At 61.6% G+C, this 25,770-nt stretch carries 25 protein-coding genes; 14 read left to right on the top strand and 11 right to left on the bottom strand.

Translation table 11 applies throughout. From position 1 onward, the window contains the following. Positions 1–3 precede the first annotated feature (3 nt). The gene (gene gatB, locus ABIE33_RS01380; protein WP_429120435.1) at positions 4–1,506 is read right to left on the bottom strand and encodes an Asp-tRNA(Asn)/Glu-tRNA(Gln) amidotransferase subunit GatB; all 1,503 of its coding nucleotides are present in this window, start codon (positions 1,504–1,506) and stop codon (positions 4–6) included. A gap of 149 nt (positions 1,507–1,655) precedes the next feature. Between gatB and ABIE33_RS01385 the strand changes: the two genes are divergently transcribed. Both ABIE33_RS01385 and ABIE33_RS01390 read left to right on the top strand, forming a co-directional pair. Next, the gene (locus ABIE33_RS01385) at positions 1,656–1,967 is read left to right on the top strand and encodes a DUF1294 domain-containing protein (protein ID WP_429120437.1); all 312 of its coding nucleotides are present in this window, start codon (positions 1,656–1,658) and stop codon (positions 1,965–1,967) included. Positions 1,968–2,142: 175 nt separating this feature from the next. Continuing rightward, a complete protein-coding gene (locus ABIE33_RS01390) occupies positions 2,143–2,397 on the top strand; it encodes a YjhX family toxin (RefSeq protein WP_429120440.1) in 255 nt (84 codons plus the stop codon). A gap of 95 nt (positions 2,398–2,492) precedes the next feature. Here ABIE33_RS01390 and ABIE33_RS01395 read toward each other — a convergent pair whose 3' ends face one another. The 5 genes from ABIE33_RS01395 to ABIE33_RS01415 form a co-directional block, all read right to left on the bottom strand. Continuing rightward, positions 2,493–3,956: a diguanylate cyclase gene (locus tag ABIE33_RS01395; protein ID WP_429120443.1), complete on the bottom strand. Its 1,464-nt coding sequence runs from the start codon at positions 3,954–3,956 to the stop codon at positions 2,493–2,495. A gap of 134 nt (positions 3,957–4,090) precedes the next feature. Then, positions 4,091–4,594, bottom strand: coding sequence for an N-acetyltransferase family protein (locus tag ABIE33_RS01400; protein ID WP_429120446.1), 504 nt, complete (start codon positions 4,592–4,594; stop codon positions 4,091–4,093). Between the two features lie 101 nt (positions 4,595–4,695). Continuing rightward, a complete protein-coding gene (gene gatA, locus ABIE33_RS01405; RefSeq protein WP_429120449.1) occupies positions 4,696–6,177 on the bottom strand; it encodes an Asp-tRNA(Asn)/Glu-tRNA(Gln) amidotransferase subunit GatA in 1,482 nt (493 codons plus the stop codon). Positions 6,178–6,229: 52 nt separating this feature from the next. Then, entirely contained in the window at positions 6,230–6,517 is a 288-nt protein-coding gene (gene gatC / locus ABIE33_RS01410; protein WP_053247080.1) for an Asp-tRNA(Asn)/Glu-tRNA(Gln) amidotransferase subunit GatC, read from the bottom strand. Positions 6,518–6,627: 110 nt separating this feature from the next. Continuing rightward, entirely contained in the window at positions 6,628–7,332 is a 705-nt protein-coding gene (locus ABIE33_RS01415) for a metal-dependent hydrolase (protein ID WP_429120452.1), read from the bottom strand. Between the two features lie 82 nt (positions 7,333–7,414). On the opposite strand from ABIE33_RS01415, the gene ruvX reads away from it, so the two are divergent. Further along, positions 7,415–7,903 carry a Holliday junction resolvase RuvX gene (gene ruvX / locus ABIE33_RS01420; RefSeq protein ID WP_429120455.1) on the top strand — a complete coding sequence of 163 codons (489 nt, stop codon included), beginning with the start codon at positions 7,415–7,417 and terminating at the stop codon, positions 7,901–7,903. On the opposite strand, the gene ABIE33_RS01425 is transcribed toward ruvX, so the two are convergent. Together ABIE33_RS01425 and ABIE33_RS01430 are read right to left on the bottom strand one after the other, a co-directional pair. After that, positions 7,846–8,190: a DUF6105 family protein gene (locus ABIE33_RS01425; RefSeq protein WP_429120457.1), complete on the bottom strand. Its 345-nt coding sequence runs from the start codon at positions 8,188–8,190 to the stop codon at positions 7,846–7,848. The two genes, ruvX and ABIE33_RS01425, sit on opposite strands and share 58 nt — an antisense overlap. After that, on the bottom strand, positions 8,187–8,342 hold the full coding sequence (locus ABIE33_RS01430) for a hypothetical protein (protein WP_161491372.1): 156 nt from the start codon (positions 8,340–8,342) through the stop codon (positions 8,187–8,189). The genes ABIE33_RS01425 and ABIE33_RS01430 overlap by 4 nt, the downstream gene beginning before the upstream one ends. A 242-nt stretch (positions 8,343–8,584) precedes the next feature. Here ABIE33_RS01430 and ABIE33_RS01435 point away from each other — a divergent pair, with 242 nt between their 5' ends. Next, positions 8,585–9,520 (top strand): AEC family transporter, encoded by a 936-nt coding sequence (locus tag ABIE33_RS01435; RefSeq protein ID WP_429120460.1) that lies wholly within the window; start codon positions 8,585–8,587, stop codon positions 9,518–9,520. On the opposite strand, the gene ABIE33_RS01440 is transcribed toward ABIE33_RS01435, so the two are convergent. Continuing rightward, a complete protein-coding gene (locus ABIE33_RS01440; RefSeq protein WP_429120463.1) occupies positions 9,502–11,154 on the bottom strand; it encodes an acyl-CoA dehydrogenase family protein in 1,653 nt (550 codons plus the stop codon). The two genes, ABIE33_RS01435 and ABIE33_RS01440, sit on opposite strands and share 19 nt — an antisense overlap. Before the next feature lie 157 nt (positions 11,155–11,311). On the opposite strand from ABIE33_RS01440, the gene ABIE33_RS01445 reads away from it, so the two are divergent. From ABIE33_RS01445 to rpmG, 10 genes are all read left to right on the top strand, one after another. Continuing rightward, positions 11,312–12,253 carry an aspartate carbamoyltransferase catalytic subunit gene (locus tag ABIE33_RS01445; RefSeq protein ID WP_429120466.1) on the top strand — a complete coding sequence of 314 codons (942 nt, stop codon included), beginning with the start codon at positions 11,312–11,314 and terminating at the stop codon, positions 12,251–12,253. Next, positions 12,250–13,539: a dihydroorotase gene (locus ABIE33_RS01450; RefSeq protein ID WP_429120469.1), complete on the top strand. Its 1,290-nt coding sequence runs from the start codon at positions 12,250–12,252 to the stop codon at positions 13,537–13,539. The genes ABIE33_RS01445 and ABIE33_RS01450 overlap by 4 nt, the downstream gene beginning before the upstream one ends. Positions 13,540–13,566: 27 nt before the next feature. After that, on the top strand, positions 13,567–14,178 hold the full coding sequence (plsY, locus tag ABIE33_RS01455) for a glycerol-3-phosphate 1-O-acyltransferase PlsY (RefSeq protein WP_429120472.1): 612 nt from the start codon (positions 13,567–13,569) through the stop codon (positions 14,176–14,178). Further along, entirely contained in the window at positions 14,178–15,329 is a 1,152-nt protein-coding gene (dprA, locus tag ABIE33_RS01460; protein ID WP_429120475.1) for a DNA-processing protein DprA, read from the top strand. Before plsY ends, dprA begins: the two co-directional genes overlap by 1 nt. Before the next feature lie 266 nt (positions 15,330–15,595). Next, entirely contained in the window at positions 15,596–18,271 is a 2,676-nt protein-coding gene (topA, locus tag ABIE33_RS01465; RefSeq protein ID WP_429120478.1) for a type I DNA topoisomerase, read from the top strand. A gap of 2 nt (positions 18,272–18,273) precedes the next feature. Beyond that, a complete protein-coding gene (gene rnr, locus ABIE33_RS01470) occupies positions 18,274–20,643 on the top strand; it encodes a ribonuclease R (protein ID WP_429120481.1) in 2,370 nt (789 codons plus the stop codon). A 37-nt stretch (positions 20,644–20,680) separates the two neighbouring features. Continuing rightward, positions 20,681–21,142, top strand: a complete 462-nt coding sequence (locus ABIE33_RS01475; protein ID WP_429120483.1) for a DUF983 domain-containing protein — start codon at positions 20,681–20,683, stop codon at positions 21,140–21,142. Beyond that, positions 21,139–21,843 (top strand): NUDIX hydrolase, encoded by a 705-nt coding sequence (locus ABIE33_RS01480; protein WP_429120485.1) that lies wholly within the window; start codon positions 21,139–21,141, stop codon positions 21,841–21,843. The genes ABIE33_RS01475 and ABIE33_RS01480 overlap by 4 nt, the downstream gene beginning before the upstream one ends. A 13-nt stretch (positions 21,844–21,856) precedes the next feature. Next, complete coding sequence (locus ABIE33_RS01485) at positions 21,857–23,041, top strand: MFS transporter (protein WP_429120488.1); 1,185 nt, start codon at positions 21,857–21,859, stop codon at positions 23,039–23,041. 93 nt (positions 23,042–23,134) lie between these two features. Then, positions 23,135–23,302 (top strand): 50S ribosomal protein L33, encoded by a 168-nt coding sequence (rpmG, locus tag ABIE33_RS01490; RefSeq protein ID WP_003547442.1) that lies wholly within the window; start codon positions 23,135–23,137, stop codon positions 23,300–23,302. Between the two features lie 559 nt (positions 23,303–23,861). Here the strand turns inward: rpmG and ABIE33_RS01495 are convergent. Next, positions 23,862–25,229 (bottom strand): PleD family two-component system response regulator, encoded by a 1,368-nt coding sequence (locus ABIE33_RS01495; protein WP_429120506.1) that lies wholly within the window; start codon positions 25,227–25,229, stop codon positions 23,862–23,864. Between the two features lie 17 nt (positions 25,230–25,246). Then, positions 25,247–25,618, bottom strand: a complete 372-nt coding sequence (locus ABIE33_RS01500; protein WP_025426610.1) for a response regulator — start codon at positions 25,616–25,618, stop codon at positions 25,247–25,249. Positions 25,619–25,770: the final 152 nt, after the last annotated feature.

Raw genomic sequence — 25,770 nt, forward strand, 5'->3', positions numbered from 1 at the left:
CGCTTATTCCTCGATGCCGAGCTTGGCCTTGACCAGCGCCTGAACGGCCTGCGGATTGGCCTTGCCACCGGTCGACTTCATCACCTGGCCAACGAACCAGCCGGCCAGCGACGGCTTTGCCTGGACCTTGGCAACCTGATCCGGGTTGGCAGCGATGATCTCATCGACCGCCTTCTCGATGGCGCCGGTGTCCGTCACCTGCTTCATGCCGCGCGCTTCGACGATTTCGGCGGGATTTCCGCCTTCGTTCCAGACGATTTCGAAGAGGTCCTTGGCGATCTTGCCGGAGATCGTCTCCGCCTTGATGAGATCGATGATGCCGCCGAGCTGGGCGGGGGAAACCGGAGTCTCTTCAATGGTTTTGCCGGCTTTGTTCAAGGCGCCGAGCAGGTCGTTGATCACCCAGTTTGCGGCAATCTTGCCGTCACGGCCTTCGGCCACGGCCTCGAAATAGTCGGCAATCGACTTTTCGGATACGAGCACAGAGGCATCATAGACCGACAGGCCCATGTCGCCGACAAAGCGTTCTTTCTTGTAGTCAGGGAGTTCCGGCAGGTCGGCCTTCAGCGCATCGACGAAAGCCTGGTCGAATTCGAGCGGCAGCAGATCCGGATCCGGGAAATAGCGGTAGTCGTGCGCATCTTCCTTGGAGCGCATGGAGCGCGTCTCGCCCTTGTTCGGGTCGAACAGGCGCGTTTCTTGGTCGATGGAACCGCCGTCCTCCAGAATGCCGATCTGACGGCGTGCTTCGTACTCGATCGCCTGACCGATGAAGCGGATGGAGTTGACGTTCTTGATTTCGCAGCGCGTGCCAAAGCCCTCGCCGGGGCGACGGACCGAGACGTTGACGTCGGCGCGCATCGAGCCTTCGTCCATGTTGCCGTCACAGGTGCCGAGATAGCGCACGATCGAGCGCAGCTTGGTCATATAGGCCTTGGCCTCGTCGGACGAGCGCATGTCGGGCTTGGAGACAATCTCCATCAGCGCGACGCCGGAGCGGTTGAGGTCGACATAGGACATCGACGGGTGCTGGTCGTGCATCGACTTGCCGGCATCCTGCTCAAGATGCAGGCGCTCGATGCCGATCTCGACGTCTTCGAACTGCCCCTGGCGATCAGGCCCGACGGAAATGATGATCTGGCCTTCGCCGACGATCGGATCCTTGAACTGCGAGATCTGATAGCCCTGCGGCAGGTCGGGGTAGAAGTAGTTCTTGCGGTCGAAGATCGAGCGGTTGTTGATCACGGCCTTGAGGCCGAGGCCGGTGCGAACCGCCTGCTTGACGCATTCCTCATTGATGACGGGCAGCATGCCAGGCATGGCCGCATCGACCAACGACACGTTGGCGTTCGCCGGCTTGCCGAATTCGGTCGATGCACCCGAGAACAGCTTCGAATTGGAAAGCACCTGGGCATGGACCTCCATGCCGATGATGACTTCCCAGTCGCCGGTGGCGCCAGGGATGAAGCGTTTGGAATCGGGAGTGCGGACGTCGACAATGCTCATATCATGCTCTTCTTTGAAGCCTGAATTCTTGGTTTCTCGGTAGAGCAATTGCCGCAATGGTGCAAGTTGTTAGGCGCGATCAGCTGCCCCGTCATGACGTGGCGCACGGTTTAACCGCGGCTTAGCCGCCGCTATGGCAAAAGGTCGATATGCCCATCACCGTTCCCGGTCTCCTGTGTTTCCTTGTCGCGATCAACGTCATGAGCTTCTGCCTGTTCTGGTACGACAAGCATGCGGCGCGATCAGGCTGGCGCCGCATCCGCGAGCGGACATTGCTGCAATCGGCGTTCTTCGGCGGCAGCATCGGCGCGATGGCCGGCAGCCAGGTCTTCAGACACAAGACGCGCAAGGAGCCGTTTCGGACGCGGCTCATTCTGATCGTCCTGCTTCAGACGATTGTAACGGCCGCTTGTGCAATCTTTGCGAGCGGATATCTTGACGCCTTCGCCAGTGTCTTCTAGGAAGCGTTCGTTCGAATGGAGTTTTGATGTTCTCATCGTCTGAGTCCCGGTAAGGGCCCTTGCCCGCTTTCTCCTAAAGATTGCGCGCACGGGCCGGAAACGTAACCCCGCTTTTCCCAAGATTTGCGGAACGTTTTTTTGCGTTCTCACGAACGCCATTCCGGAACATTCAGAAATGGATATCTCACGCGCTGAGCAGCGCATTCTTCATCATTTGGCCCAAGGTGGCCGTATCGAAATTACCCGCGACGACAAAACGATCATCGAAATTCGATGCTTCACACGCGACGGATGGGTCTACCCGGGCTTCAACCTCGAACTCTTCCGCAAACTGAAGCGCAAGAAAGCGATCTCGTCATCGGCCGGCAAACCCTATCGCATCACTGAGCGGGGCTTGCGTCTGGTCCGGTCGGAACTCAACAATCGCTGATCGACAAAACCCAAGAAGATGCCGGTACGACCCGGCATCTTCTTGGGCGCTTCCCGCGAATTTCGAAAAATGTTCGCCCTTCGTAAGCAACTGGTCTAGCGACCTGCCGCCGGGTCCGTTTCTGGGATGCCGTGCGCGTAGGTGCGGATACGGTCGCGCCCGTCCGCCTTGGCGGCATAGAGCGCCTTGTCCGCCTGCGAAAGCAGGCCGTCGAGGCCAGAACCTGCCGGCGGCAGGTCGGCAATGCCGATGCTCGCCGTCACCGAAAGCTTCTCGCCATTTTCAAGATCGATGCTGAGCGCGCGAACAGCGGTCAAAATCCGCTCGGCGACACGAGCGGCTTCCGCAGGCGTCTGCCGGACGAGAAGGATCGCGAACTCTTCGCCACCGAGCCTGCCGATGAGATCGTCGGAGCGGAGCGCCAAGCGGATCGTCAGCGCAACGGCCTGCAAGACATGATCGCCAGCTGCATGACCATGGGTATCGTTGATCACCTTGAAGCGATCGATATCCAGCATCATGGCGAAGACCGGCCCCTTGCGCTTCTCGGTCTCGATCGAGGCCGAGGCACGCGCCATGAATGCCGCGCGGGCGAGACACTGCGTCAGAAAGTCATAATCAACCGCGTGGGAAAGCCTGGCGATCAAGCTTCGGCGCGCAGCGTCGATGCTTGCCACGGTCAAAGGTCCAAGCGCCAGAAGCGTAATGCCGAGCCGCGTCGATGTCAGCGTCGCCTCTGCGAGCCGATCGACCCCGAGATGCAGGATGCCCGAGGCAACGGCGACCTGGGCCAGCATACAGACAGTTGCCATCAGCACGGCCACGACAAACAGACGGTAGGTCAGCGCGCACCAGAGCAACGACGGCACCGGAAAGGCAATTGCGCCCGGCCCGCCGATGAGCAGGGCCGCGACACAGGACAGCACCAAGGAGATGATCGGCCAGGGATTGACACCTGCAGCGGCGGTTGTTGCGGCCACCGGCACGAACCTCTCTCTATCGGCAAGCGCTGGCATCGCCAGGAAAACCGGCAGGATCACGACATAGTTAACCAGTTCCGTCGTCAACCATGCGACAAATGCGCGTGCGATCGGCTCGCCAAAATACTGCGTCACCGCGATCGAACCGACGATCGATGCACTGCCGCCTGCAATGGCCGAGATCGAGAACATGTAGAGCACGGCAAGTGGCCGGCGCAGATGGCGGTGCTCTGTGGAAAGGCGCATGAAGAGGGTGTAGCCGACGCCGACGCCGATCATGTTAGCGGCGTTCAGGATGGCCGCCGCGCCCAGGCTCGAGCCCGTCAAAAGGTCCGCCAGGAGATAGGCCAGTGCGGCGGAGAACCAGCCTGCCGGCGAAGCCAGCGATGGATGGCGGACCAACAGACCGAGCAGGATCGCGTTGGCGGGCCACACCGAAGCAAGCATGCCGAAGGGGCGACTGAAAATGCCGAGCAGGCAGGCGGCAAAGACGGTCAGGCCGAGACCGACAATCCACAGCGGTTGAAAGGATGATCTGGCAAACGCGGATTGCTCGATGGTATTTTCGAATGTCTGCAACGAACGTCCCCTGCGCCGCCACGCAATTTCATAACCCCTAATATTTCATGGGTCAAATGAATGCGCCGTGAATATGCGGCCGGAGCTATGCTGATACGGATGAGGAGCCGTTTTCAAATATCACACTTATTCGGCTAGCGGCCGTAAACCCCTGAATCGGCAACTGCGAGCGGCTTGCTCAGCCCGATGTACTCGACATCACGATCAAGCTTCGGCGCATAGGCGGTCGATAGCCAGCTGACCCCATAGCCGTGTTTCCGGAAGAAGCCGATGGCTGCCGCGTTCTGGGCGTGCGTCTTGGTTTTCGCCGCCTCGAAGCCATCGTTTGAAATGCGAAGCTCGATATCGGCGAGCAAACGACCGCCGAGCCCCTGCCCCTGCGCTTCCGGCTCGATCCACAGGTCGGAGATAATCTCGTCGAAATTCTCGCGGGCCACCCAGCCGCGCGGCCTGCCATCGACCTCGATCAATGAAACGGAGAGCCAGTGATTGGAAAGAAAGCCGGAAAAGGCACTCTCCGCCAGTTGCCTCATCCGGCCGACATCGGCGAGGCCGACAATTGCACCTTCCCAGGCGCGAAGGCCTATGGCGGTGAGAGCACCGACCTCATCCTGACGAGCATGACGGATCAAAGGCACGGCGCGGTTCCCCTCTCCGCGTCACTAAATCATGCGGCCGACTGGTTTGCCAGACGGCGATTGAGGGCGTCGCACGCTTGCGGTGCGACGCCCTCAACCCTTTACCACCACTTGGTGGGCGTGAAGCGGCCGGCCGCCTGTTCGATCACATGGGCGGTCTTGAAGAGGGTCTCTTCCTCGAACGGCTTGCCGATCAATTGCAGACCAAGCGGCAGGCCCTTGTGGTCAACGCCGCCGGGAACGGCGATGCCCGGCAGGCCAGCCATGTTGACGGTCACTGTGAAGATGTCGTTCAGGTACATCTTGACCGGATCGGATGCGAGATCTTCGTCGGCGATACCGAAGGCCGAAGACGGCGTGGCCGGCGTCAGGATCGCGTCGACACCGGCGTGGAAGGCCAGCTCGAAGTCACGCTTGATCAGGGTGCGAACCTTTTGGGCGCGCAGGTAGTAAGCGTCGTAATAGCCGGCGGAAAGCACGTAGGTACCGATCATGATGCGGCGCTTGACTTCCTGGCCGAAGCCGGCGGCACGGGTCTTCTCGTACATGTCGACGATATCCTTGCCGTCGACGCGCAGGCCGTAGCGGACGCCGTCGTAGCGGGCAAGGTTCGAGGATGCTTCGGCCGGGGCGACGATGTAGTAGGCCGGCAGCGCATATTTGGTGTGCGGCAAAGTGATGTCGACGATCTCGGCACCGGCGTCCTTGAGCCAGGCGATACCCTGCTGCCACAGGGCTTCGATCTCTTCCGGCATGCCGTCGACACGGTATTCGCGGGGAATGCCGATCTTCATGCCCTTGATCGACTGGCCGATCGAGGCTTCATAGTTCGGCACCGGCAGATCGACGGAGGTCGTGTCCTTGGCGTCGACGCTTGCCATCGACTTCAGAAGAATCGCAGCGTCACGCACATCACGGGCGATCGGGCCGGCCTGGTCGAGCGACGACGCGAAGGCGACGACGCCCCAGCGCGAGCAGCGGCCATAGGTCGGCTTGATGCCGACGGTGCCGGTAAACGCCGCCGGCTGGCGGATGGAGCCACCGGTGTCGGTTGCCGTAGCACCAGCGCACAGATGCGCGGCCACGGCAGCGGCCGAACCGCCGGACGAGCCGCCCGGGACCAGATCGAGGTTGGAGCCCTTGGCGCGCCAGGGGTTCTTCACGGCACCGTAGTAGGAAGTCTCGTTGGAGGAGCCCATGGCGAACTCGTCCATGTTGAGCTTGCCGAGCATGACCGCGCCATCGTTCCAGAGGTTCTGGGTGACGGTCGATTCGTAGCGCGGGGCGAAACCATCGAGAATATGGCTGCAGGCCTGCGTGTGCACGCCTTCGGTCCCGAAGAGATCCTTGATCCCGAGCGGAATACCTTCGAGCGCGCCGGCCTTGCCGGCGGCGATGCGCGCATCCGAAGCCTTGGCCATTTCGCGCGCCTTGTCGGGCGTGACGGCGATATAGGCATTGATCGCTTCGTTGGCGCTATCGATCGCCGCGATATAGGCGTCGGTCAGTTCAACGGCGGTGATTTCCTTGCCGGCAAGCTTGGTGCGGGCTTCGGCGATCGTCAGGCTGGTGAGTTCGGTCATGGTGAAATCGGGCTTTCGCAAATCGGGTACGTCGGGGCGGCAGGCGGTCGGATTATTCGACGACCTTCGGGACGAGGAAGAAGTTGCGATCGGTATTGGGAGCGTTGGCGACGATATCGTCGGCCTTGCTGCCATCGGACACGACGTCCAGGCGCTTCTTCATCTCCATCGGCGTCACAGACGTCATGGGCTCGACGCCATCGACATTCACTTCGGAGAGCTGCTCGACGAAACCAAGGATGCCGTTGATTTCGCCCACCATCCGCGTGGCTTCATCTTCACTGACGGCGATGCGGGCGAGGCGCGCGACGCGCTTCACGGTGGCAAGGTCTACGGACATGGTCGTCTCCGGTATCTGGAACTTTCCCCCGCTATAATGGTGCGCGGCGAGGCGCGCAACGGGGGAATCGCCCGATCGCTCGCCTGCCGCAGTGTTGACAGCCTTCGCCGTCAGACGGCCACAACGCCGCCGACATCAGGTGTCGCGACTTTGGTCGAGGCGCTGTCCATGCCCACGACGAAGTTTTCCGGTGTCTGATCGATGATCGGGAAGGATCCGTAGTGGCAGGGAATGGCGGTCGAGAACTTGAAATAGCGCTGGCAGGCAAGTGCCGCGACGGCGCCCCCCATGGTGAAGCGGTCGCCGATCGGAACGAGGCCGATCTGGGGCTGGTGCAATTCTTCGATCAGCGCCATGTCCGAGAAGATGTCCGTGTCGCCCATATGGTAGAGCGTCGGTTCGTCCTCGAAATGCAGGACGAGGCCGTTGGCACTGCCGAGCGAATGCGAAACGCCGTCTTCGGTAATCTGCGCCGAAGAATGCAGCGCGTTGACGAAAGTGGCGGAAAAGCCGGATAGATGGATGGTGCCGCCGGTATTGCCGGGCTCCATGGCCGAAACACCCTGGCGGCCGAGCCACATACAGAGATCGAAGTTGGCGACGACTACCGCTCCCGTCTCCTTGGCGATGGCAACAGTGTCGCCGACATGATCGCCATGACCGTGCGTCAACAGAATGTGGGTAAGCCCCGACGTCACCTCCTTGCGCTCGCTGTCGAGGAATGCCGGGTTGCCGGTAAAGAAGGGATCGATCAGGATCTTCGACGTTGCCGTTTCGATGTGAAAGGCGGAATGGCCGAGCCATTTGATCTTCATGACATTCTCCCAGATGATTTGCGCTTTGGAGCAGCTATATGGAACGGATCGAACACCTGCAAAGATCGAATCGGCAAATCAAATGACAATTCTGACTATCGAAGAGCTCGCGAGCCAACTTCAGCCCAACCAGGCCATCGCCGGCCTCGATCTTGGCACCAAGACGATCGGTATTTCCGTCTCTGACCTTGGACGCCGGATCGCGACGCCGCGCGAGGTGATCAAGAGGGTCAAGTTCGGCATCGATGCGGTGACGCTTCTCGCCGTCGCGGAAAAGGAAAGGGTCTCCGCCTTCGTCATCGGTCTACCTGTCAACATGGACGGCAGCGAAGGGCCCCGGTGTCAGGCGACCCGCGCTTTCGTGCGAAACATGGTCGAGAAGACGCCCCTGCCCTTCGTCTACTGGGATGAGCGGCTTTCGACCGTCGCGGCCGAGCGGGTACTGATCGAAATGGACGTATCACGCAAGAAGCGGGCCGAGCGCATCGACTCGGCTGCCGCATCCTTCATTCTTCAAGGTGCGCTCGACAGGCTGGCGTCCCTTGCCAGGGACGGTGCATCGGCCGACTGAGAGACCACGCCACCGAAGCAGCGGCGATACCAGGCTGCAAGCTCGCGACGCTTGCGGAAAGCAATGATGCCGAAAACGATGAAGCTGTCGACAATGATGGCGCGGGCGACGAGCGGCGGAATGCTTTCCGGCGGAATGCCGAGCACGTTGCCATAGATCTGGAAGACCAGGTCATGGGTCTGGCGCGTCAGCATGAAGAAGCCGAAGCTCATGTCGTAGTAGGAAAGGCCGTACCAGGCGGCCAAAAGCATGACGGGGCATGCCCACAGGATCAGAAACCACTTCATGCGGCCCCCCTTTCCGATATGCGTCGATAGAACAGTGGATAGATCGCACGGTCTGCCAGTACCAAGGCAAGCAGCACGATCGCGGGGACCACGATATCGAGCGCCAGTCCGGCGAAAAACATCATCATGATGATCAAAAGACCAGTTCTCACCGAACCGCTCCGTTCCGGATTTCTTTGCGTTACCCAGCCACTGTCCACGCTCACCGCCGATCGCGCAATGTAAACCATTTGTTAAGGTTAATTTTCACAGGCTCATGCCCGGTTGCAGTCAGCGCGGCCATCCGTAAGGCGCCCGCAAAGCCTGAACGTGCCGGACAATTTTCGTCTTAATTTGATTCCGGTTTGAGGGATTATGCAGTAACGGTGGGCCCTCCTCCCGCGCAGGCCCTGCCATGATCATCGTCTTTGAAAGTATCCTTCCCATCTTCCTTCTGGTGCTGCTCGGTGCGTGGCTGAAGCGCACGACGCTCGTCGATCAGGGCCTCTGGCTGGGCCTCGAACAGTTCGGCTATTACATTCTCTTCCCTGCCCTCTTGTTTTCGACGTTGGCCCAGGCCGATTTTTCCGGCATGAAGGCGGATGCTACGGCAATCGCCACGATCGGCAGTGTCAGCCTGATGTCGGTCTTCGTCCTCTTTCTCTGGCCGCTGTTTCGAAACAGAGAGGTTTCGGGCGCTTCCTTCACCTCCGTCTTCCAGACGGCGACACGCTGGAACGGGTTCATGGCACTGGCGATCGCCCAAAAGCTTTACGGGCCGATCGGGCTGACGCTGACGGCACTGGTGATGACGCTCGTGATCATCCCGATCAATCTCTACAACGTCGGCGTGCTGGTTTGGTTCGGCGGTGGCAACCGGGATTTCCGGCGTTTCTTTGCCAAGATCGTCACCAATCCGTTAATTGTCGCCTCGGTGCTGGGCATCGTGTTCAACCGGGCGGGCATAACGGTCTACGGGCCAGTGATGACGACCATCGACATGCTGGCAAGCGCCTCGCTCAGCCTCGGGCTGGTGATGGTCGGCGCCGGATTGCGGGTGTCCGACGCGTTGAAGCCGAGCGGATCGGCGATGCTGGCCGTCGTCCTGAAGCTGATCGTCATGCCGGTATTCATGGTAGGCGCCAGCTTCCTGCTCGGCATCCGCGGCGATGCGCTGTGCGTTATTGCCCTTGGCGCTGCAGTTCCGACCGCAATGAACGGCTATCTTCTGGCCAAGCAAATGGGGGGCGACGCCGAACTCTATGCCGCGGTGGCGACGGTCCAGACCGTCGTCTCCTTCTTCACGATACCGCTGGTGCTGTCCGTGACCGCCTACGTGGCGGCGGGATAGAGCAGATCGAGGATGTAGGCCGAATCAAAGCGCGAATCGAGCATGCCGTAGGTCGATCGCCAGCCGGCGGCAAGGCGAGATTCGAGGAAGGCATCAGCGATGCGGCCGGCACCGAGCCGATAGAGTTCGGCGGCAGCGGCGGCCAGAGCCAGTTGCTCGACCAGCATACGGGCAGCGCCTTCGTCGCGCTCGCAGAGCGACATCGCCGCGCGCAGCACGTCGATTGTCTTGCGCCCGGCGGGTCCGAGATCGCGGCTGAGGACGGCAAACAACTGCTCGAAGAGATCCTTGCGCTTGAGCAGCACGCGCAAGACATCCAGCGCCATGACGTTGCCGGAGCCCTCCCAGATGGCGTTGACCGGCGCTTCGCGATAGTGCCGGGCCAACGCCCGCTCTTCGACGTAGCCGTTGCCGCCGAGGCATTCCATCGCCTCGTAAATCAGCGCCGGGGCGATCTTGCAGCACCAGTATTTCGCAACCGGCGTCATGACGCGCGCATAGGCGGCCTCTTCGGCACTGCCATGAGCCTTGTCGAAGGCGTCCGCAAGGCGGAACGACAAGGCACTGGCGGCAGCGACGTCGAGCGCCATATCGGCGAGAACCCGGGTCATCATCGGCTGGCTGACAAGCGGCTTGCCGAAAACCTTGCGGCCACGCGTGTGGTGGACGGCCTCGGCGAGCGACGCCCGCATGATGCCGGCGGACGCCAGCGCGCAATCGAGGCGCGTTAGCGTTACCATGTCGAGAATGGTGCGGATGCCGGCGTCCGGAGCGCCGAGCACGAAACCGAACGTGTCGGAAAATTCGACTTCGGAGGAGGCGTTCGAGCGATTGCCGAGCTTGTCTTTCAGGCGCTGGAAGCGCAGGCCGTTGGTGCCGCCGTCTTCCAGCAGCCTCGGCACCAGGAAGCAGCCGAGCCCGTCGCGGGTCTGCGCCAGCATCACGAAGGCGTCGCTCATCGGCGCCGACATGAACCACTTGTGGCCGTTGAGACGATAGATGCCCTCACCCACGCGCTCGGCGGTCGAGGTATTGGCGCGCACGTCGGTGCCGCCCTGCTTTTCCGTCATGCCCATGCCGACGGTGACGGCAGACTTCTGCATCCATGGCTTGTTCGACGAATCGTATTTGCGCGACAGGATCTTCGGTGCCCATTCCTTCTGCACGGCGGGCGAGGCGGTGATCGCAGCAAGCGAAGCGCTGGTCATCGTCAGCGGGCAAAGATGGCCGCATTCCAGCTGAGCCGTCAGGTAGAAACGGATCGCTCGCGTCTTGTGCGACTGATTGCGCTCGTCGGCCAAGTTTTCCCAGGCCGATGCGTGCAGACCCGACGTCATGGAGCGTCGCATCAGGGCATGCCAGGCCGGATGAAACTCGACGACATCAAGGCGTTCGCCGCGCGGCCCATGCGTCTTCAGCTTCGGCACGCCCTCGTTCGCCATGCGCGCCAGTTCCTGCGCCTCCGGCGAAGTCACATAACGCCCGAGCGTATCGAACTCGTCGCGCAGGGCCTTCGTCATGCCCGACGTGATGTCCACGACCAGCGGATCGGAACGATAGGCATTGATGCCGGACCAGGGCTTGGGCTGGTTCAGCTCGGCGAGTTTCTGTTCGGTCCGGTTCATCTGATTCATGGGCCGGTTCTAGCGCAACTTTGCCGACCACGAAACGGGGCCAGGGAAAGATAGGATGCCGCACCCAAGTTTTCTGCGGAAGGGCTCGTGCACCGCTTGCCGTGCCGGGGGTCAGGTCTTATAGAGCGAGCCACATTCCAGAGCGCAAGGGCGGCCCATGATCACTTTTCCGCATCGCCACCTGCTCGGCATCAAAGGTCTTACAGAGCAGGACATCACCTACCTGCTCGATCGCGCCGATGAAGCCGTCAAGATCTCCCGTCAGAGAGAGAAGAAGACGTCCACCCTTCGTGGACTGACGCAGATCAACCTCTTCTTCGAGGCATCCACGAGAACGCAATCCTCCTTCGAACTCGCCGGCAAGCGGCTTGGCGCCGACGTGATGAACATGTCGGTCGGCAACTCGTCGGTGAAGAAGGGCGAAACGCTGATCGATACGGCAATGACGCTCAACGCCATGCACCCGGACGTGCTGGTCGTGCGTCATTCCTCGGCAGGTGCGGCAGCACTTCTAGCACACAAGATTTCCTGCTCGGTGGTCAATGCCGGCGACGGCCAGCACGAACACCCGACCCAGGCGCTGCTCGACGCGCTGACGATCCGCCGCATCAAGGGCAAGCTTTCGCGCATCATCGTTGCCATCTGCGGTGACGTGCTGCATTCGCGTGTCGCCCGCTCCAACATCCTTCTGCTCAACCAGATGGGCGCCCGGGTGCGCGTCGTCGCACCGGCGACCTTGCTGCCAACCGGGATCGCCGACATGGGCGTCGAGGTCTATCACTCGATGGCCGAGGGATTGAAGGATGCTGATGTGGTGATGATGCTGCGCCTACAGCGCGAGCGCATGGCCGGCTCCTTCGTGCCGTCGGTGCGCGAATACTTCCACTACTACGGCCTCGATGCCGAAAAACTGAAAGCCGCCAAGGACGACGCACTCGTCATGCATCCGGGGCCGATGAACCGCGGCGTCGAGATCGCGTCCGAAATCGCAGACGGGCCGCAGAGCGTGATCGAGCAGCAGGTCGAAATGGGTGTCGCCGTGCGCATGGCGGTGATGGAAACGCTTCTTCTTTCGCAGAACCAGGGGCCACGCATATGACCAGACCGCTCGTTCTTAGAAACCTTCGTATCGTCGATCCGTCCCGCAACCTCGACGAAACAGGCACGATCATAGTCGGCGACGACGGCCGTATCCTGGCGGCGGGCCAGGATGCCCTCAACCAGGGCACGCCGGATGGTGCCTTCGTCAAGGACTGCGACGGACTGACGGCCGTTCCGGGCCTCGTCGACGCGCGCGTGTTTGTCGGAGAGCCAGGTGCCGAGCACCGCGAAACGATCGAATCGGCATCGCGCGCGGCAGCCGTCGGCGGCGTCACTTCCTTCATCTCGATGCCGGACACGGATCCAGTGATCGACGACATCGCACTTGTCGAGTTCATGCAGAAGACGGCGCGCGACAAGGCGCTCGTCAATGTCTACCCGGCAGCGGCGATGACCAAGGGTCTTGCCGGCGAAGAGATGACCGAGTTCGGACTGCTTCGGGAAGCCGGTGCCGTCTGCTTCACCAACGGACGCAGGGCGATCCACGATACGCTGATGCTGCGCCGGGCCATGACCTATGCCCGCGAGTTCGGCGCCGTGATCGCGCTCGAAACGCGCGACAAGTATCTCGGTAACGGCGTGATGAACGAAGGGCTGCTTGCAAGCTGGCTCGGTCTTGCCGGCGTGCCGCGCGAAGCGGAAATCATCCCGCTCGAGCGCGACCTGCGTATCGCCGGCCTTACCAGGGCCGCCTACCACGCCGCCAAGATCTCGGTTCCCGAATCCGCCGAAGCCGTTCTGACCGCCCGCAACCGCGGCGCCAACGTCACCTGCGGTATCTCGATCAACCATCTGACACTCAACGAGAACGACATCGGCGAGTACCGGACCTTCTTCAAGCTTGCGCCGCCGCTGCGCCGCGAGGACGACCGAGTCGCGATGGCGGAAGCTCTCGCCAACGGCACCATCGACATCATCGTTTCCTCGCATGATCCGCAGGATGTGGACACCAAGCGCCTGCCCTTTTCTGATGCGGAGAATGGCGCGATCGGGCTTGAGACGATGCTTGCCGCAGCACTTCGCCTGCACAACAGCGGCCAGGTTCCGCTGATGCGCCTTATCGATGCGATGTCCACTCGTCCGGCGGCGATCTTCGGACTTGATGCCGGCACCTTGAAGCTGGGCGCCAAGGCCGACATCACCGTCGTCGATCTCGAAGAGCCCTGGGTCCTCTACAAGGAAGCGATCGTTTCGCGGTCGAAGAACACGCCATTCGAAAATGCGCGCTTTACCGGACGGGTTGTGCAAACCTATGTTGCCGGCAAGCTTGTGCATTCGGCATAGGCGACAGCGGTCGCGCGGGAGGAATCGGTGAATCTTTTTTCCTGGCAGCTCGGGCTGCCCTCGACGGTCTTGAGCCTTGCTTTCGGCTATCTGCTCGGCTCGATCCCCTTCGGGCTGATCCTGACGCGCATGGCCGGCCTTGGCGACGTTCGCAAGATCGGCTCGGGAAATATCGGCGCCACCAATGTGCTCAGAACCGGCAACAAGAAGCTTGCCGCGGCAACCCTCCTGCTTGACGCCTTGAAAGGCACCGCCGCTGCCGCGATCGCTTCTCTCTGGGGCGTCGAAGCCGGCATCGCTGCCGGCCTTGCCGCTTTCCTCGGCCATCTCTTCCCGGTCTGGCTCGGCTTCAAGGGCGGCAAGGGCGTCGCCACCTATATCGGCGTGCTGTTCGGCCTCGTGCCGTGGATGGTTCTTGTCTTTGCGGCAATCTGGTTGGCGATGGCAAAAATCAGCCGTTACTCCTCCCTGTCGGCGCTGGTTGCAACTGCGGTCATTCCGGTTGTACTCTATATCTCGGGACACGAGAAAGTCGCTCTGCTGTTTGCGGTCATGACCCTGATTGCGTGGGTGAAACACCGCGCCAATATCCAGCGGCTGCTTGCAGGCACCGAGAGCAGGATCGGAGACAAGGGATGATGTTGGACGTCAGTGCACGACGGACCGGAGTTGCGCTGACCGAACGACAGAAGATTTCCTGGCTGCGGCTGATCCGCAGCGACAATGTCGGCCCCGCCACGTTCCGCGACCTCATCAATCATTTCGGCACGGCCGAAGCGGCACTTGACGCGTTGCCCGAACTATCCCGGCGCGGCGCCGGAGCGCGGACGTTTCGCGTCGCCACCATCGCCGAAGCGGAACGGGAGCTTGAGATTGGACACCGATTCGGAGCGACCTTCGTCGGCATCGGCGAACCGAACTATCCTTTCGCCCTTCGCCAGATCGACGGCGCTCCTCCGCTTCTCGCCGTCAAAGGCAACCTCGACGCCACGACGCGATCTTCTCTCGGCATCGTCGGTTCGCGCAACGCCTCGGTCAGCGGCGCCAAGTTTGCAGCGATGATCGCGCGCGATGCCGGGCGGGCGGGCTACGTCATCACCTCAGGACTTGCGCGCGGCATCGACACCGCCGCCCACCGGGCAAGCCTGGACACCGGCACGATCGCGGTGCTTGCCGGCGGTCTCGACCGACCCTATCCACCGGAGAATGTCGGACTGCTCAATGACATCATGGCGGGTCAAGGCCTGGCAGTCAGCGAGATGCCGTTCGGCTGGGAGCCGCGCGCTCGCGATTTCCCGAGACGCAACCGTCTGATCGCCGGCATCAGTCTCGGCGTGGCGATCGTCGAGGCAGCCAACCGCTCGGGCTCCTTGATCACTGCCCGCTATGCCGCTGATTTCGGCCGCCTGGTCTTTGCCGTTCCCGGCTCGCCGCTCGACCCGCGCTGCCACGGAACCAACGATCTGCTCAAGCAGGGCGCGATCGTCACGACGACGTCCGACGATGTTCTCGGCGCGCTTGCGCCTCTCAGCCAATACAAGCTGCCCTTGCCGGCAGGGGCCGACGAGCCGAGCCATGAGGCCCCACCGAGACGGCCGGCGTCACTTGGCGACGGCGACCGGGCAGCGATCATCGACGCATTAGGCCCGACACCGGCCGAAATTGATGATGTCATCCGCCACACCGGGCTGCCCGCAGCCGAAGTCTACCTGGTGCTGCTCGAGCTTGACCTTGCAGGACGCCTCAACCGCCATGCTGGCGGGCTGGTGTCACTCAATGCGGAGCAATAAAACTTCTTGTTTGCGCCCTATCCAGCTGACAACCGGCGACACAAAAGCACATTCGCCAATACGAAGAAAACACGTGCGACTCAATCACAAGGAGAATTAATTATCTATTCTCTCGATAGCTGCATAACGCAGCGCTGTCGCTATTTTGAATGAAACCCCTTGACCCCGCTCGAATCCCTGTCCATTTCGGGGCATCGATATTCGGCGATGCTCAGTGCAAACAGCGCTGACGCAAGACCAAACCCGGTTGTCTCAGAAAAATGACGATGAATGTTGTAGTGGTGGAATCGCCTTCGAAGGCAAAGACGATCAACAAGTACCTCGGCCCCGGCTACAAGGTTCTTGCCTCGTTCGGCCATGTGCGGGATCTGCCTGCCAAGGACGGCTCGGTTCGTCCTGACGAAGATTTTGAGATGTCCTGGGAGGTCGACGCCGCGTCGGCCAAACGCATGAAGGATATTGCCGATGCCGTGAAGGCATCTGATGGCCTCATCCTCGCGACCGACCCGGATCGCGAAGGTGAAGCGATCTCCTGGCATGTGCTCGATCTTCTCCGGAAGAAGAAGGTGCTGGGCGACAAGCCGGTCAAACGCGTGGCCTTCAATGCCATCACCAAGAAGGCCGTGCTTGACGCGATCGCCCATCCGCGCGATCTCGACATTCCCCTGGTCGATGCCTATCTCGCCCGCCGCGCACTCGACTATCTCGTCGGCTTCAACCTGTCGCCGGTGCTTTGGCGCAAGCTGCCCGGCGCCCGCTCCGCCGGCCGCGTCCAGTCGGTCACGCTGCGGCTCGTCTGCGACCGCGAATCGGAAATCGAACGCTTCATCTCCGAAGAATACTGGAACCTGTCGGCACTCTTGAAAACGCCGCGCGGTGACGAATTCGAGGCGCGACTTGTTTCGGCCGACGGAAAGCGGCTGGCTCCGCGTGCGGTCGGCAACGGCGAGGAAGCCAACCGGCTGAAGTCCCTGCTCGATGGCGCGACCTATGTCGTCGACAGCATCGAGGCCAAGCCGGTCAAGCGAAACCCCTCGCCGCCGTTTACGACATCGACCCTGCAGCAGGCTGCGTCGTCGAAGCTCGGCTTCTCCGCGTCGCGCACCATGCAGGTCGCGCAGAAGCTCTATGAAGGTGTGGACATCGGCGGAGAAACCGTCGGTCTGATCACCTATATGCGTACCGACGGCGTGCAGATGGCGCCGGAATCGATCGAGGCCGCACGTGAGGCGATCGGAAGCCAGTTTGGCGACCGCTACCTGCCGGAAAAGCCGCGTTTCTATTCCACCAAGGCGAAAAACGCCCAGGAAGCGCACGAAGCCATTCGCCCGACAGACTTCAACAGAACACCGGACCAGGTCCGCCGCTTCCTCGACGGCGACATGCTGAAGCTCTACGATCTCGTCTGGAAGCGCGGCATCGCCAGCCAGATGGCCTCCGCCGAGATCGAACGCACGACCGCCGAGATCACCGCCGACAACGGTGGCAACAAGGCCGGCCTGCGCGCCACCGGCTCGGTCATCCGTTTCGACGGCTTCATTGCCGCCTATACCGACGCCAAGGAAGACGGCGAGCAGACTGACGACGGCGACGAAGATGGCCGCCTGCCGGAGATCAACGCGCGCGAAAGCCTGGCAAAGCAGAAGATCAATGCCTCGCAGCATTTCACCGAGCCGCCGCCGCGCTACTCGGAAGCAACGCTGATCAAGAAGATGGAAGAGCTCGGCATCGGCCGGCCCTCCACCTATGCCGCGACGGTAACGACCCTGCTCGATCGCGACTACATCACCAACGACAAGCGCAAGCTCGTGCCCCAGGCCAAGGGGCGGCTCGTCACGGCGTTCCTGGAAAGCTTCTTCACACGCTATGTCGGCTACGACTTCACGGCGTCACTCGAAGAAAAGCTCGACCAGGTTTCGGCGGGCGAGGTCAACTGGAAGGACGTTCTTCGCGACTTCTGGAAGGACTTCTTTGCGCAGATCGAAGAAACCAAGGAACTGCGCGTAACCAACGTGCTCGACGCGCTGAACGAGGAGCTGGCGCCGCTGGTCTTCCCCAAGCGCGAAGACGGTAGCGATCCGCGCATCTGCCAGGTCTGCGGCACCGGCAAGCTGTCGCTGAAGCTCGGCAAGTACGGCGCGTTCGTCGGCTGCTCGAACTACCCCGAATGCAACTTCACCCGCCAGCTTTCGTCTGACGGCAACAGCGACGCCGAGGCTTCGGTCTCGAACGAACCGCAGGCGCTCGGCAAGGATCCGCATACCGGCGAGGAAATCACGCTGCGCAGCGGCCGCTTCGGCCCCTATGTACAGCGCGGCGACGGCAAGGAAGCCAAGCGTTCGAGCTTGCCCAAGGGCTGGACGCCATCCTCCATCGACCATGAGAAGGCTGTCGCCCTGCTCTCGCTGCCGCGCGACATCGGCGCGCACCCCGAAACCGGCAAGATGATTTCATCGGGCCTTGGCCGCTACGGACCCTTCGTGCTGCATGACGGCACCTATGCGAACCTCGAATCGATCGAAGACGTCTTCTCGATCGGCCTGAACCGCGCCGTCTCGGTGATTGCCGACAAGCAATCCAAGGCCGGAGCCGGTCGTGGACGCGGCGCGGCGGTTGCGCTGAAGGAACTGGGTGACCACGCCGAAGGCGGCGCCATCACCGTCCGCGACGGACGCTACGGGCCCTATGTCAACTGGGGCAAGGTCAACGCAACCTTGCCGCAAGGCAAGGATCCGCAGTCGGTAACGGTCGAAGAGGCGCTCGCGCTCATTGCCGAACGTGCCGCCAAGAGCGGCACCGGCAAGGGCAAGGCAACGAAGGCAAAGGCGACGAAGTCGTCCAAGGCTGCGACAGACGGCGCGGCCAAGGCCAAGAAGACGACCAAGCCTAAGGCGCCTGCCAAGGCAAAACCAAAGACGGCCGCGAAGGCCAAGAAGGACTGACCTTGACCAGAATACCGCGCGACCCGACCGAAAGATCCGGAAAAGGTTCCGGCAGGAAAGAGGGCCGCGCGGCAAAGGCCGCGCCGGCGCCGGAGAAAACCTCGATCATCCACGGCGCCGTTCCCCCGCGCGACGTGCTGATGCGCTTCATCGCCGAAAATCCGGAACGCGCCTCCAAGCGTGAAATTGCCAAGGCCTTCGGTTTGAAGGGCGACACCCGCATCGAACTCAAGGCGTTGCTGCGTTCGCTGGAAGCAGACGGGCTAGTCGAGAAGAAACGCAAGTCGCTCGTGCGCCCGGGCGCCCTTCCCCCGGTTACCGTGCTCGATATCACCATGCGTGACGTCGACGGCGAACTGATCGGCCGCCCGGCCGAATGGCTGGACGATGACGGCGTCGCACCGGCAGTGCTGATCAAGCAGTCGACTGTCGGCAAGGACAAGGGCAAGACGCCGGTCGGCGGCCTCGGCGACCGCGTGCTTGCCAAGATCTTCCCGGCCAAGGACCGTGGCGGTCCGGCCTATACCGCGCGTATCATCAAGGTCCTCGACAAGCGTCGGGACGCCGTCCTCGGCGTCTTCCGCGCCACGCCTGGCGGCGGCGGACGCCTGATGCCGATCGAAAAGCGCGGCGAGGAAATCCTTGTTGATCCGGACTTCGTCGGTGACGCGAAGGACGGCGATCTGATCGAAGTTCAGCTCACACGTCTTGGCCGCTACGGCCTGCCGCGCGCCCAGGTTCAAAATGTCGTCGGTTCGGTCGCTTCGGAAAAGGCGATCTCGATGATCGCCATCTATGCCCATGGCATCCCGCATGTCTTTCCGGAACGCGTGCTGAAGGAAGCGGAAGACGCCGGCCCGGCCAGCATGGCGCATCGGGAAGACTGGCGTTCTCTGCCACTGATCACCATCGATCCGGCCGATGCGAAGGACCACGACGACGCTGTTCACGCAGAGCCGGACCCGTCGGAGGACAATCCGGGCGGCGTCATCGTCACCGTCGCGATTGCCGACGTCTCCTGGTATGTCCGGCCGAAATCGGCACTCGACCTCGAAGCGCTGAAGCGCGGCAACTCGGTCTATTTCCCCGATCGTGTCGTTCCCATGTTGCCCGAGCGGATATCCAACGATCTCTGCTCGCTCAAGGAAGGTGTCGACCGGCCGGCGCTCGCCGTGCGCATGCGCTTTTCCAAGGAAGGCCGCAAGGCGGGCCATACCTTCCATCGCATCATGATGAAGAGCGCGGCCAAGCTGTCCTACCAGCAGGCTCAGGCCGCCATCGACGGCAACCCCGACGACAAGACCGGTCCGATCCTCGACACGATCCTGAAGCCGCTCTGGGAGGCCTATCGCACGCTCACGCGTGGTCGTGACCGCCGCCAGCCGCTCGAGCTGAACATGCCCGAGCGCAAGATCATCCTGAAGCCCGACGGCACCGTCGATCGCGTCTTCGTGCCGGAGCGCCTCGACGCGCACAAGCTGATCGAAGAAATGATGATCCAGGCGAACGTCGCCGCCGCCGAGACGCTCGAGCAGAAGCGCCAGGTGCTGATCTATCGTGTGCACGACCAGCCGTCGCTGGCCAAGCAGGAGAGCCTGCGCGAGTTCCTCGCCACGCTCGACATCGCGCTGGTCAAGGGCGGCAACATGCGCTCGAACCACTTCAACGGCATCCTGGCCAAGGCCGAGGGCAAGCCGTTCGAAACGATGGTCAACGAGATGGTGCTGCGCTCCCAGAGCCAGGCGATCTACAGCCCTGAGAATATTGGCCATTTCGGCCTCAACCTCTTGAAATATGCGCACTTCACCTCGCCGATCCGGCGCTACGCCGATCTGATCGTGCACCGGGCGCTGGTCGCCTCGCTCGGGCTTGGCGAAGGCGGTCTCACACCGCCGGAAGAAGCTGTGCTCGACGATATCGCCGCTGAGATCTCCACCTTTGAGCGCCGGGCCATGGCCGCCGAGCGCGACACCGTCGACCGGCTGATCGCCCACCACCTGAACGGCCGCATCGGCGAGGAATTCGAAGGCCGTGTTGCCGGCGTCACCAAGGCGGGACTTTTTGTCACTCTGCCGGCCTATGGCGCCAACGGGTTCGTGCCTATATCTACGCTCGGACGAGACTACTTCATCTATGATGAGGCGCATCAGGCCCTTTCCGGCGAAAAGACCGGCCTCGGCTTTCGTCTCGGCGATCAGGTGCAGGTCAAATTGGTCGAAGCCGTGCCGCTTGCCGGCGCGCTTCGCTTCGAGATGATCAGCGAAGGCCGTAAGATGCCGACCGCCACGCGCTCCTTCCACAAATCGGGGCGCCGCGATCGCTCGGGCCCGCGCAAGACGCCCGGAACACGGCCGCCGCGCGGGAAGCGCTAGGCCACGAGAAGTGGCCAGCGGCTTCGACAAGGAGAGAATGCAGATGACGGCAACGGACAAGGAAACGCTTCATCTCGGAGGCCATGCCACTGAGGAACGTGCCGTCGGCCGGTCGATGCGCCGCGGCTTTCTCGGCACCTGCCCGGCCTGCGGCAGCGGCAAGCTCTTCCGCAGCTACGTCAAAGCCGTCGATGCCTGCGCGGCCTGTGGCGAGCGTATGGACCACCAGCGCGCCGACGACTTTCCGCCCTACATCGTCGTCACCATCGTCGGCCATCTGGTGCTCGGCGGCTACATGATGACCGACATGATCCTGCCGTTGACGACGTGGCAGCACCTGGCCATCTGGACGCCGATTACGCTCATCAGCTCGCTCGCACTGCTGCAGCCGATCAAGGGCGCTGTCATCGGCCTGCAATGGGCATTGAAGATGCACGGATTCGGTGGACAAGAGGACACCCCGGAGGACATCCTGCCTGCGCGAGATCCCTCCGCATGAGCTCAGGACGCGAAAGCGTCGCCCCGGTCTCTGGCGCTCCTGAGCGGCGTGCAAGGCCGCGTGACGCAGCGTCGATCATGCTGCTTGACCGCTCCGGTGGCGACGTGCGGGTGCTGATGGGCCGACGCAGCAGCGCGCATGTCTTCATGCCCGATCTCTACGTCTTTCCCGGCGGGCGCCGAGACCCGACCGACCATCGCCTCGCGTTTTCCAGCGACCTCAACCCTGCCGTTCTCCAGGCGCTGAAAAGCGTCGAGGGGCCACCGGTCAGCGACGCTCGCGCCAGAGCGCTGGCCCTGGCGGCATTGAGAGAACTCTACGAGGAAGCGGGCGTTCCCCTGGGCACGCCCCAGGCAGAGGCGGAAGCCCCATTGCCCTTTCTTCCAGATCTCGCAAACTTGCGCTATATGGCTCGTGCCATTACTCCTCCGGGACACTCGAGGCGGTTCGATACGCGCTTCTTCGCGATCTTCGCGGACGAAGCCGAAGTCGATACATCGCGGGTTCTGGAAAGCCGGGAGCTCCAGGATTTGCAGTGGATCGATGTCAACGACCTCCCCTCTCTCCGGATACCGGAGATCACCGCCATCATCCTTTCGGATTTGAGAAGCGGCCTTAACGCGGACCCATCGCTCCCCTATGAGCGCTCCGTGCCGTTCTATTTCACGCGCCGTGGGCGGCTCATCCGCACGCTTCTCTAAGGACCACCGTCGCATGTCACAGCCGACGCCCGGGTGCCCAGCACCGGTTGAGGAAATTCACTGGCCTTCGCTGATTGCGGCGGTCTCCGCCATCAGCGCCGTCGGCATAGCCATCGGCCTCGGCCTGCCGCTGCTTTCGAGCATCATGGAGAAGCGCGGCATCTCGTCGACGCTGATTGGTCTCAATTCCGCGATGGCCGGCGTGGCCTCCATGGTCGCAGCGTCCTTCACGACCAAGTTCGCACATCGTCACGGTGTTGCGCCGACGATGCTCTGGGCCGTCCTCCTCGCCGCAATCAGCGCTTTCGGTTTCTACTACATTACCAACTTCTGGCTCTGGTTTCCGCTGCGCGTCGTCTTCCATGGTGCCATTACCGTACTCTTCATCCTCTCCGAGTTCTGGATCAATGCCACCGCGCCGCCAGCGAAACGGGGCTTCGTGCTCGGCATCTACGGCACGGTTCTATCGCTCGGCTTCCTGAGCGGGCCGCTGCTCTTCTCGATCCTCGGCAGCGAGGGCGTCTTGCCCTTCGTGGTCGGTGCCAGCGTGATCCTGCTCGCCGCCGTGCCGATCTTCATCGCCCGGGACGAGAGCCCGGTGATCGACGAAAAGCCAGACCGCCACTTCATGCGCTATATCTTCCTGGTGCCGACGGCGACGGCCGCCGTCTTCATCTTCGGCGCAGTCGAATCGGGCGGATTATCGCTCTTTACGGTCTACGGGACACGATCGGGCTTCACCGAATCACAGGCGGCGCTGCTGTTGACCGTGATGGGTGTCGGCAATTTCATCTTCCAGATTCCGCTCGGCATGTTGTCAGACCAGATCAAGGACAAGCGCACATTGCTGTCGGCTATGACCGTCATCGGCCTCATCGGTGCCCTTTGTCTGCCGATGCTGGTGGAAAGCTGGTTCCTGATGGCGATCGTGCTGTTGTTCTGGGGCGGTTGCGTCTCTGGTCTCTACACGGTCGGTCTCAGCCATCTCGGTTCTCGGTTGCAAGGCTCCGATCTCGCAGCCGCCAATGCAGCGTTCGTCTTTTCCTATGCGGTCGGCACCGTTGCCGGGCCGCAGGTCATAGGTGCGTCGATGGATGTGGCCGGCAACAACGGCTTTGCCTGGGCAATTGCCGGGTTTTTCGGTCTTTACGTCGCGCTTTCGGTTGTAAGGATCGTTTTGAATCCAAAACGGTCTTGACTTTTCAGCCGCGATTTGTAGTTTCGCGCCAACCTTGCCCGTGGCCCGCACCCGGTTTTCCACGGCGTTCATTTTCATAAAGGCAGGACGACCATGGCAAAAGCCACCACCATCAAGATCAAGCTGCTGTCGACAGCCGACACGGGTTTCTTCTACGTCACGACCAAGAACAGCCGTACGATGACGGACAAGATGACCAAGACCAAGTACGATCCGGTCGCTAAGAAGCACGTCGAATTCAAGGAAACCAAGATCAAGTAAGATCTGACGTTTCGTGGAATCAAGGGGCGCCAGCCGCAAGGTTTGGCGCCCCTTTCCGTTGGCGCGCCACGAACCGGCCGCCGACAGTTTGACGCCCTGCCTCCCGTCACGCCCGCCCCGACTGCGCGTGCGCACAGGCAAGAATCAAAAAGCGCTGCCCCTTCCGGAACAGCGCTTTGAATGGGGGTCGGCTGGCTACTGACCGCGGCACGAGGATTCCGCAGGTGTCAAAAGCCAACCGACCGACCCCACGACCCAGGAGATGCGGCGGACCTGAGCATCATGGGGTAACCGAAGCTGATGGAAGCTATGCCCCGCATTTATCAGCATCACCTGAAAATAGAAAAAAATCAATGAATTCTTAATGCGCGAAGCGGTGTTGCTCGGCGCATGGTTAATTCTGTCTCACATCGGCACATGTAAATGTTTGCGCGCCGCGGCTACCAAACCCCTCGGTAGCATCGTTGCGACGGAGAATACAACTTTAAAGGCATATCGCAAGAGGGATCCGGAATTTCGCCAAGCCGCCAGCAGGCAACGGGAGGCTCGGTTCTTTCCGTCAGGCTGCAGCCGCCACCACTCTGTTGCGACCCTCTTTCTTCGCCTGGTAGAGCGCCATATCTGCGCGCTTCAGCAAAGCTTCCGTCGTGTCGCCTTCGAGTTTCAGACCGGCAATGCCCATGGACGCGGTAATGACCAGCGCGCCATCCGCATGGGGTATCGAGAATGGCTGGCTCTCAATGATATGGCGCAACCGCTCGGCAACGGCAGCCGCCATCTCGGGCAGTGTGTCGGGCATGACCACGACGAACTCTTCGCCGCCAAAGCGGCAGGCCAGATCGGCGCCGCGCACGGTGGAGCGGATACGGCTGGCAAACTCGCGCAACACTTCATCACCGACATCGTGACCATACGTGTCGTTGACCTGCTTGAACCGATCGATGTCGGTCATGCAAATCGACAACGGACGACCGCGTGCTGCCGCACGATCGAGCAGCAGCTTCAGATGATTATCGAGATAGCGGCGGTTGTGCAGCCCTGTCAGGCCATCGGTGACCGCCAGCTCTATTGTCTGCTGCACGCTCTTTCTCAGCATATCGTTGCAATGCTTGCGCCTGATTTGCGTCAACGAGCGGGCGACAAGCTCATTGGGATCGACCGGCCTGATGATGTAGTCGGTAACACCGAGATCGAGCGCCCGCACGATCATCTCGTCATTCCCCTGATCGGTGATCAGCAAGATCGGAATGAAACGTGTGCGCTCCAGCGACCGCAACTGGGAGCACAGCCGCAGGGGATCGTAGTCGTCGAAATTGGCGTTGACGATGACGAGATCGAAATTGTTCTCCGCCGCTTCGAACAGCGCCGCCTGCGGATCCGAGATGACAGAGACATCTGCAATCGGCTTGAGCGTGCGCTGAAGCCGCTCCTGAGAGGAGCCACGGCCGTCGACCAGAAGGATGCTTCCCGGCTCGTCCGGGCGGTCCTGGCGGGCCAGTTCCTGCAGGCCGATCGTCTGCGCGGTCTGGGCACGCAGCCGCAATTCGTCGCTGACGTTCTTCAGGCGGACGAGGCTCTTCACCCGCGACATCAGCTGCAAATCGTTGACCGGCTTCGTCAGGAAATCGTCGGCGCCGGCCTTCAACCCGCGAACCCGATCGGATGGCTGGTCGAGTGCCGTCACCATGACGACGGGAATATGAGCTGTGCGCGGATTGGCCTTCAGACGCTCGCAGACCTCGAAGCCGTCGATGCCGGGCATCATGATGTCGAGAAGCACCAGGTCGACCGGCGTCGTCTCGCAGAGTGTCAGCGCCGTATGGCCATCACCGGCCGTCAGCACATCGAAATACTCAGCGAGCAGACGCGCTTCGAGAAGCTTAACATTGGCAGGCACGTCATCGACAACAAGAATGCGCGCAGTCATATCAATTTTCCCGCCAGTCAGGCATCGCCAAGGTAGGTCTTGATCGTCTCAATGAACTTTGGCACAGAAATCGGTTTTGAAACATAGGCTTCGCATCCGCCCTGACGGATGCGTTCCTCGTCGCCCTTCATGGCGAAGGCAGTCACGGCGATCACCGGGATGACGTGCAACTCATCATCTTCCTTCAGCCACTTCGTGACTTCGAGCCCGGAGACCTCCGGCAGCTGAATGTCCATCAAAATCAGATCGGGGCGATACTTCCGCGCCAGCTCGAGCGCCTCCATACCGTTGCGCGTCTGGATCGTCGCGTAACCGGAAGCCTCAATCAGGTCGCGGAAGAGCTTCATGTTCAGCTCGTTATCCTCAACAATCATTACCTGTTTGGGCATGTCGATCCCTTGCTGTCCGTCGTCTTCTTGCAAGTCTTCTCAAGACATCTAAGTTGCAGAACCAACGACTCGACCCATTTCCTCAAGTTCACCGATAAACCTATTTGGTTGAAAAATAGGTAATTCCGGGCGTAAAAACAGTAGGAGGCCAA

This window comes from Ensifer sp. 4252 (assembly GCF_050434565.1).
In the GTDB taxonomy this organism is placed as follows: domain Bacteria; phylum Pseudomonadota; class Alphaproteobacteria; order Rhizobiales; family Rhizobiaceae; genus Ensifer.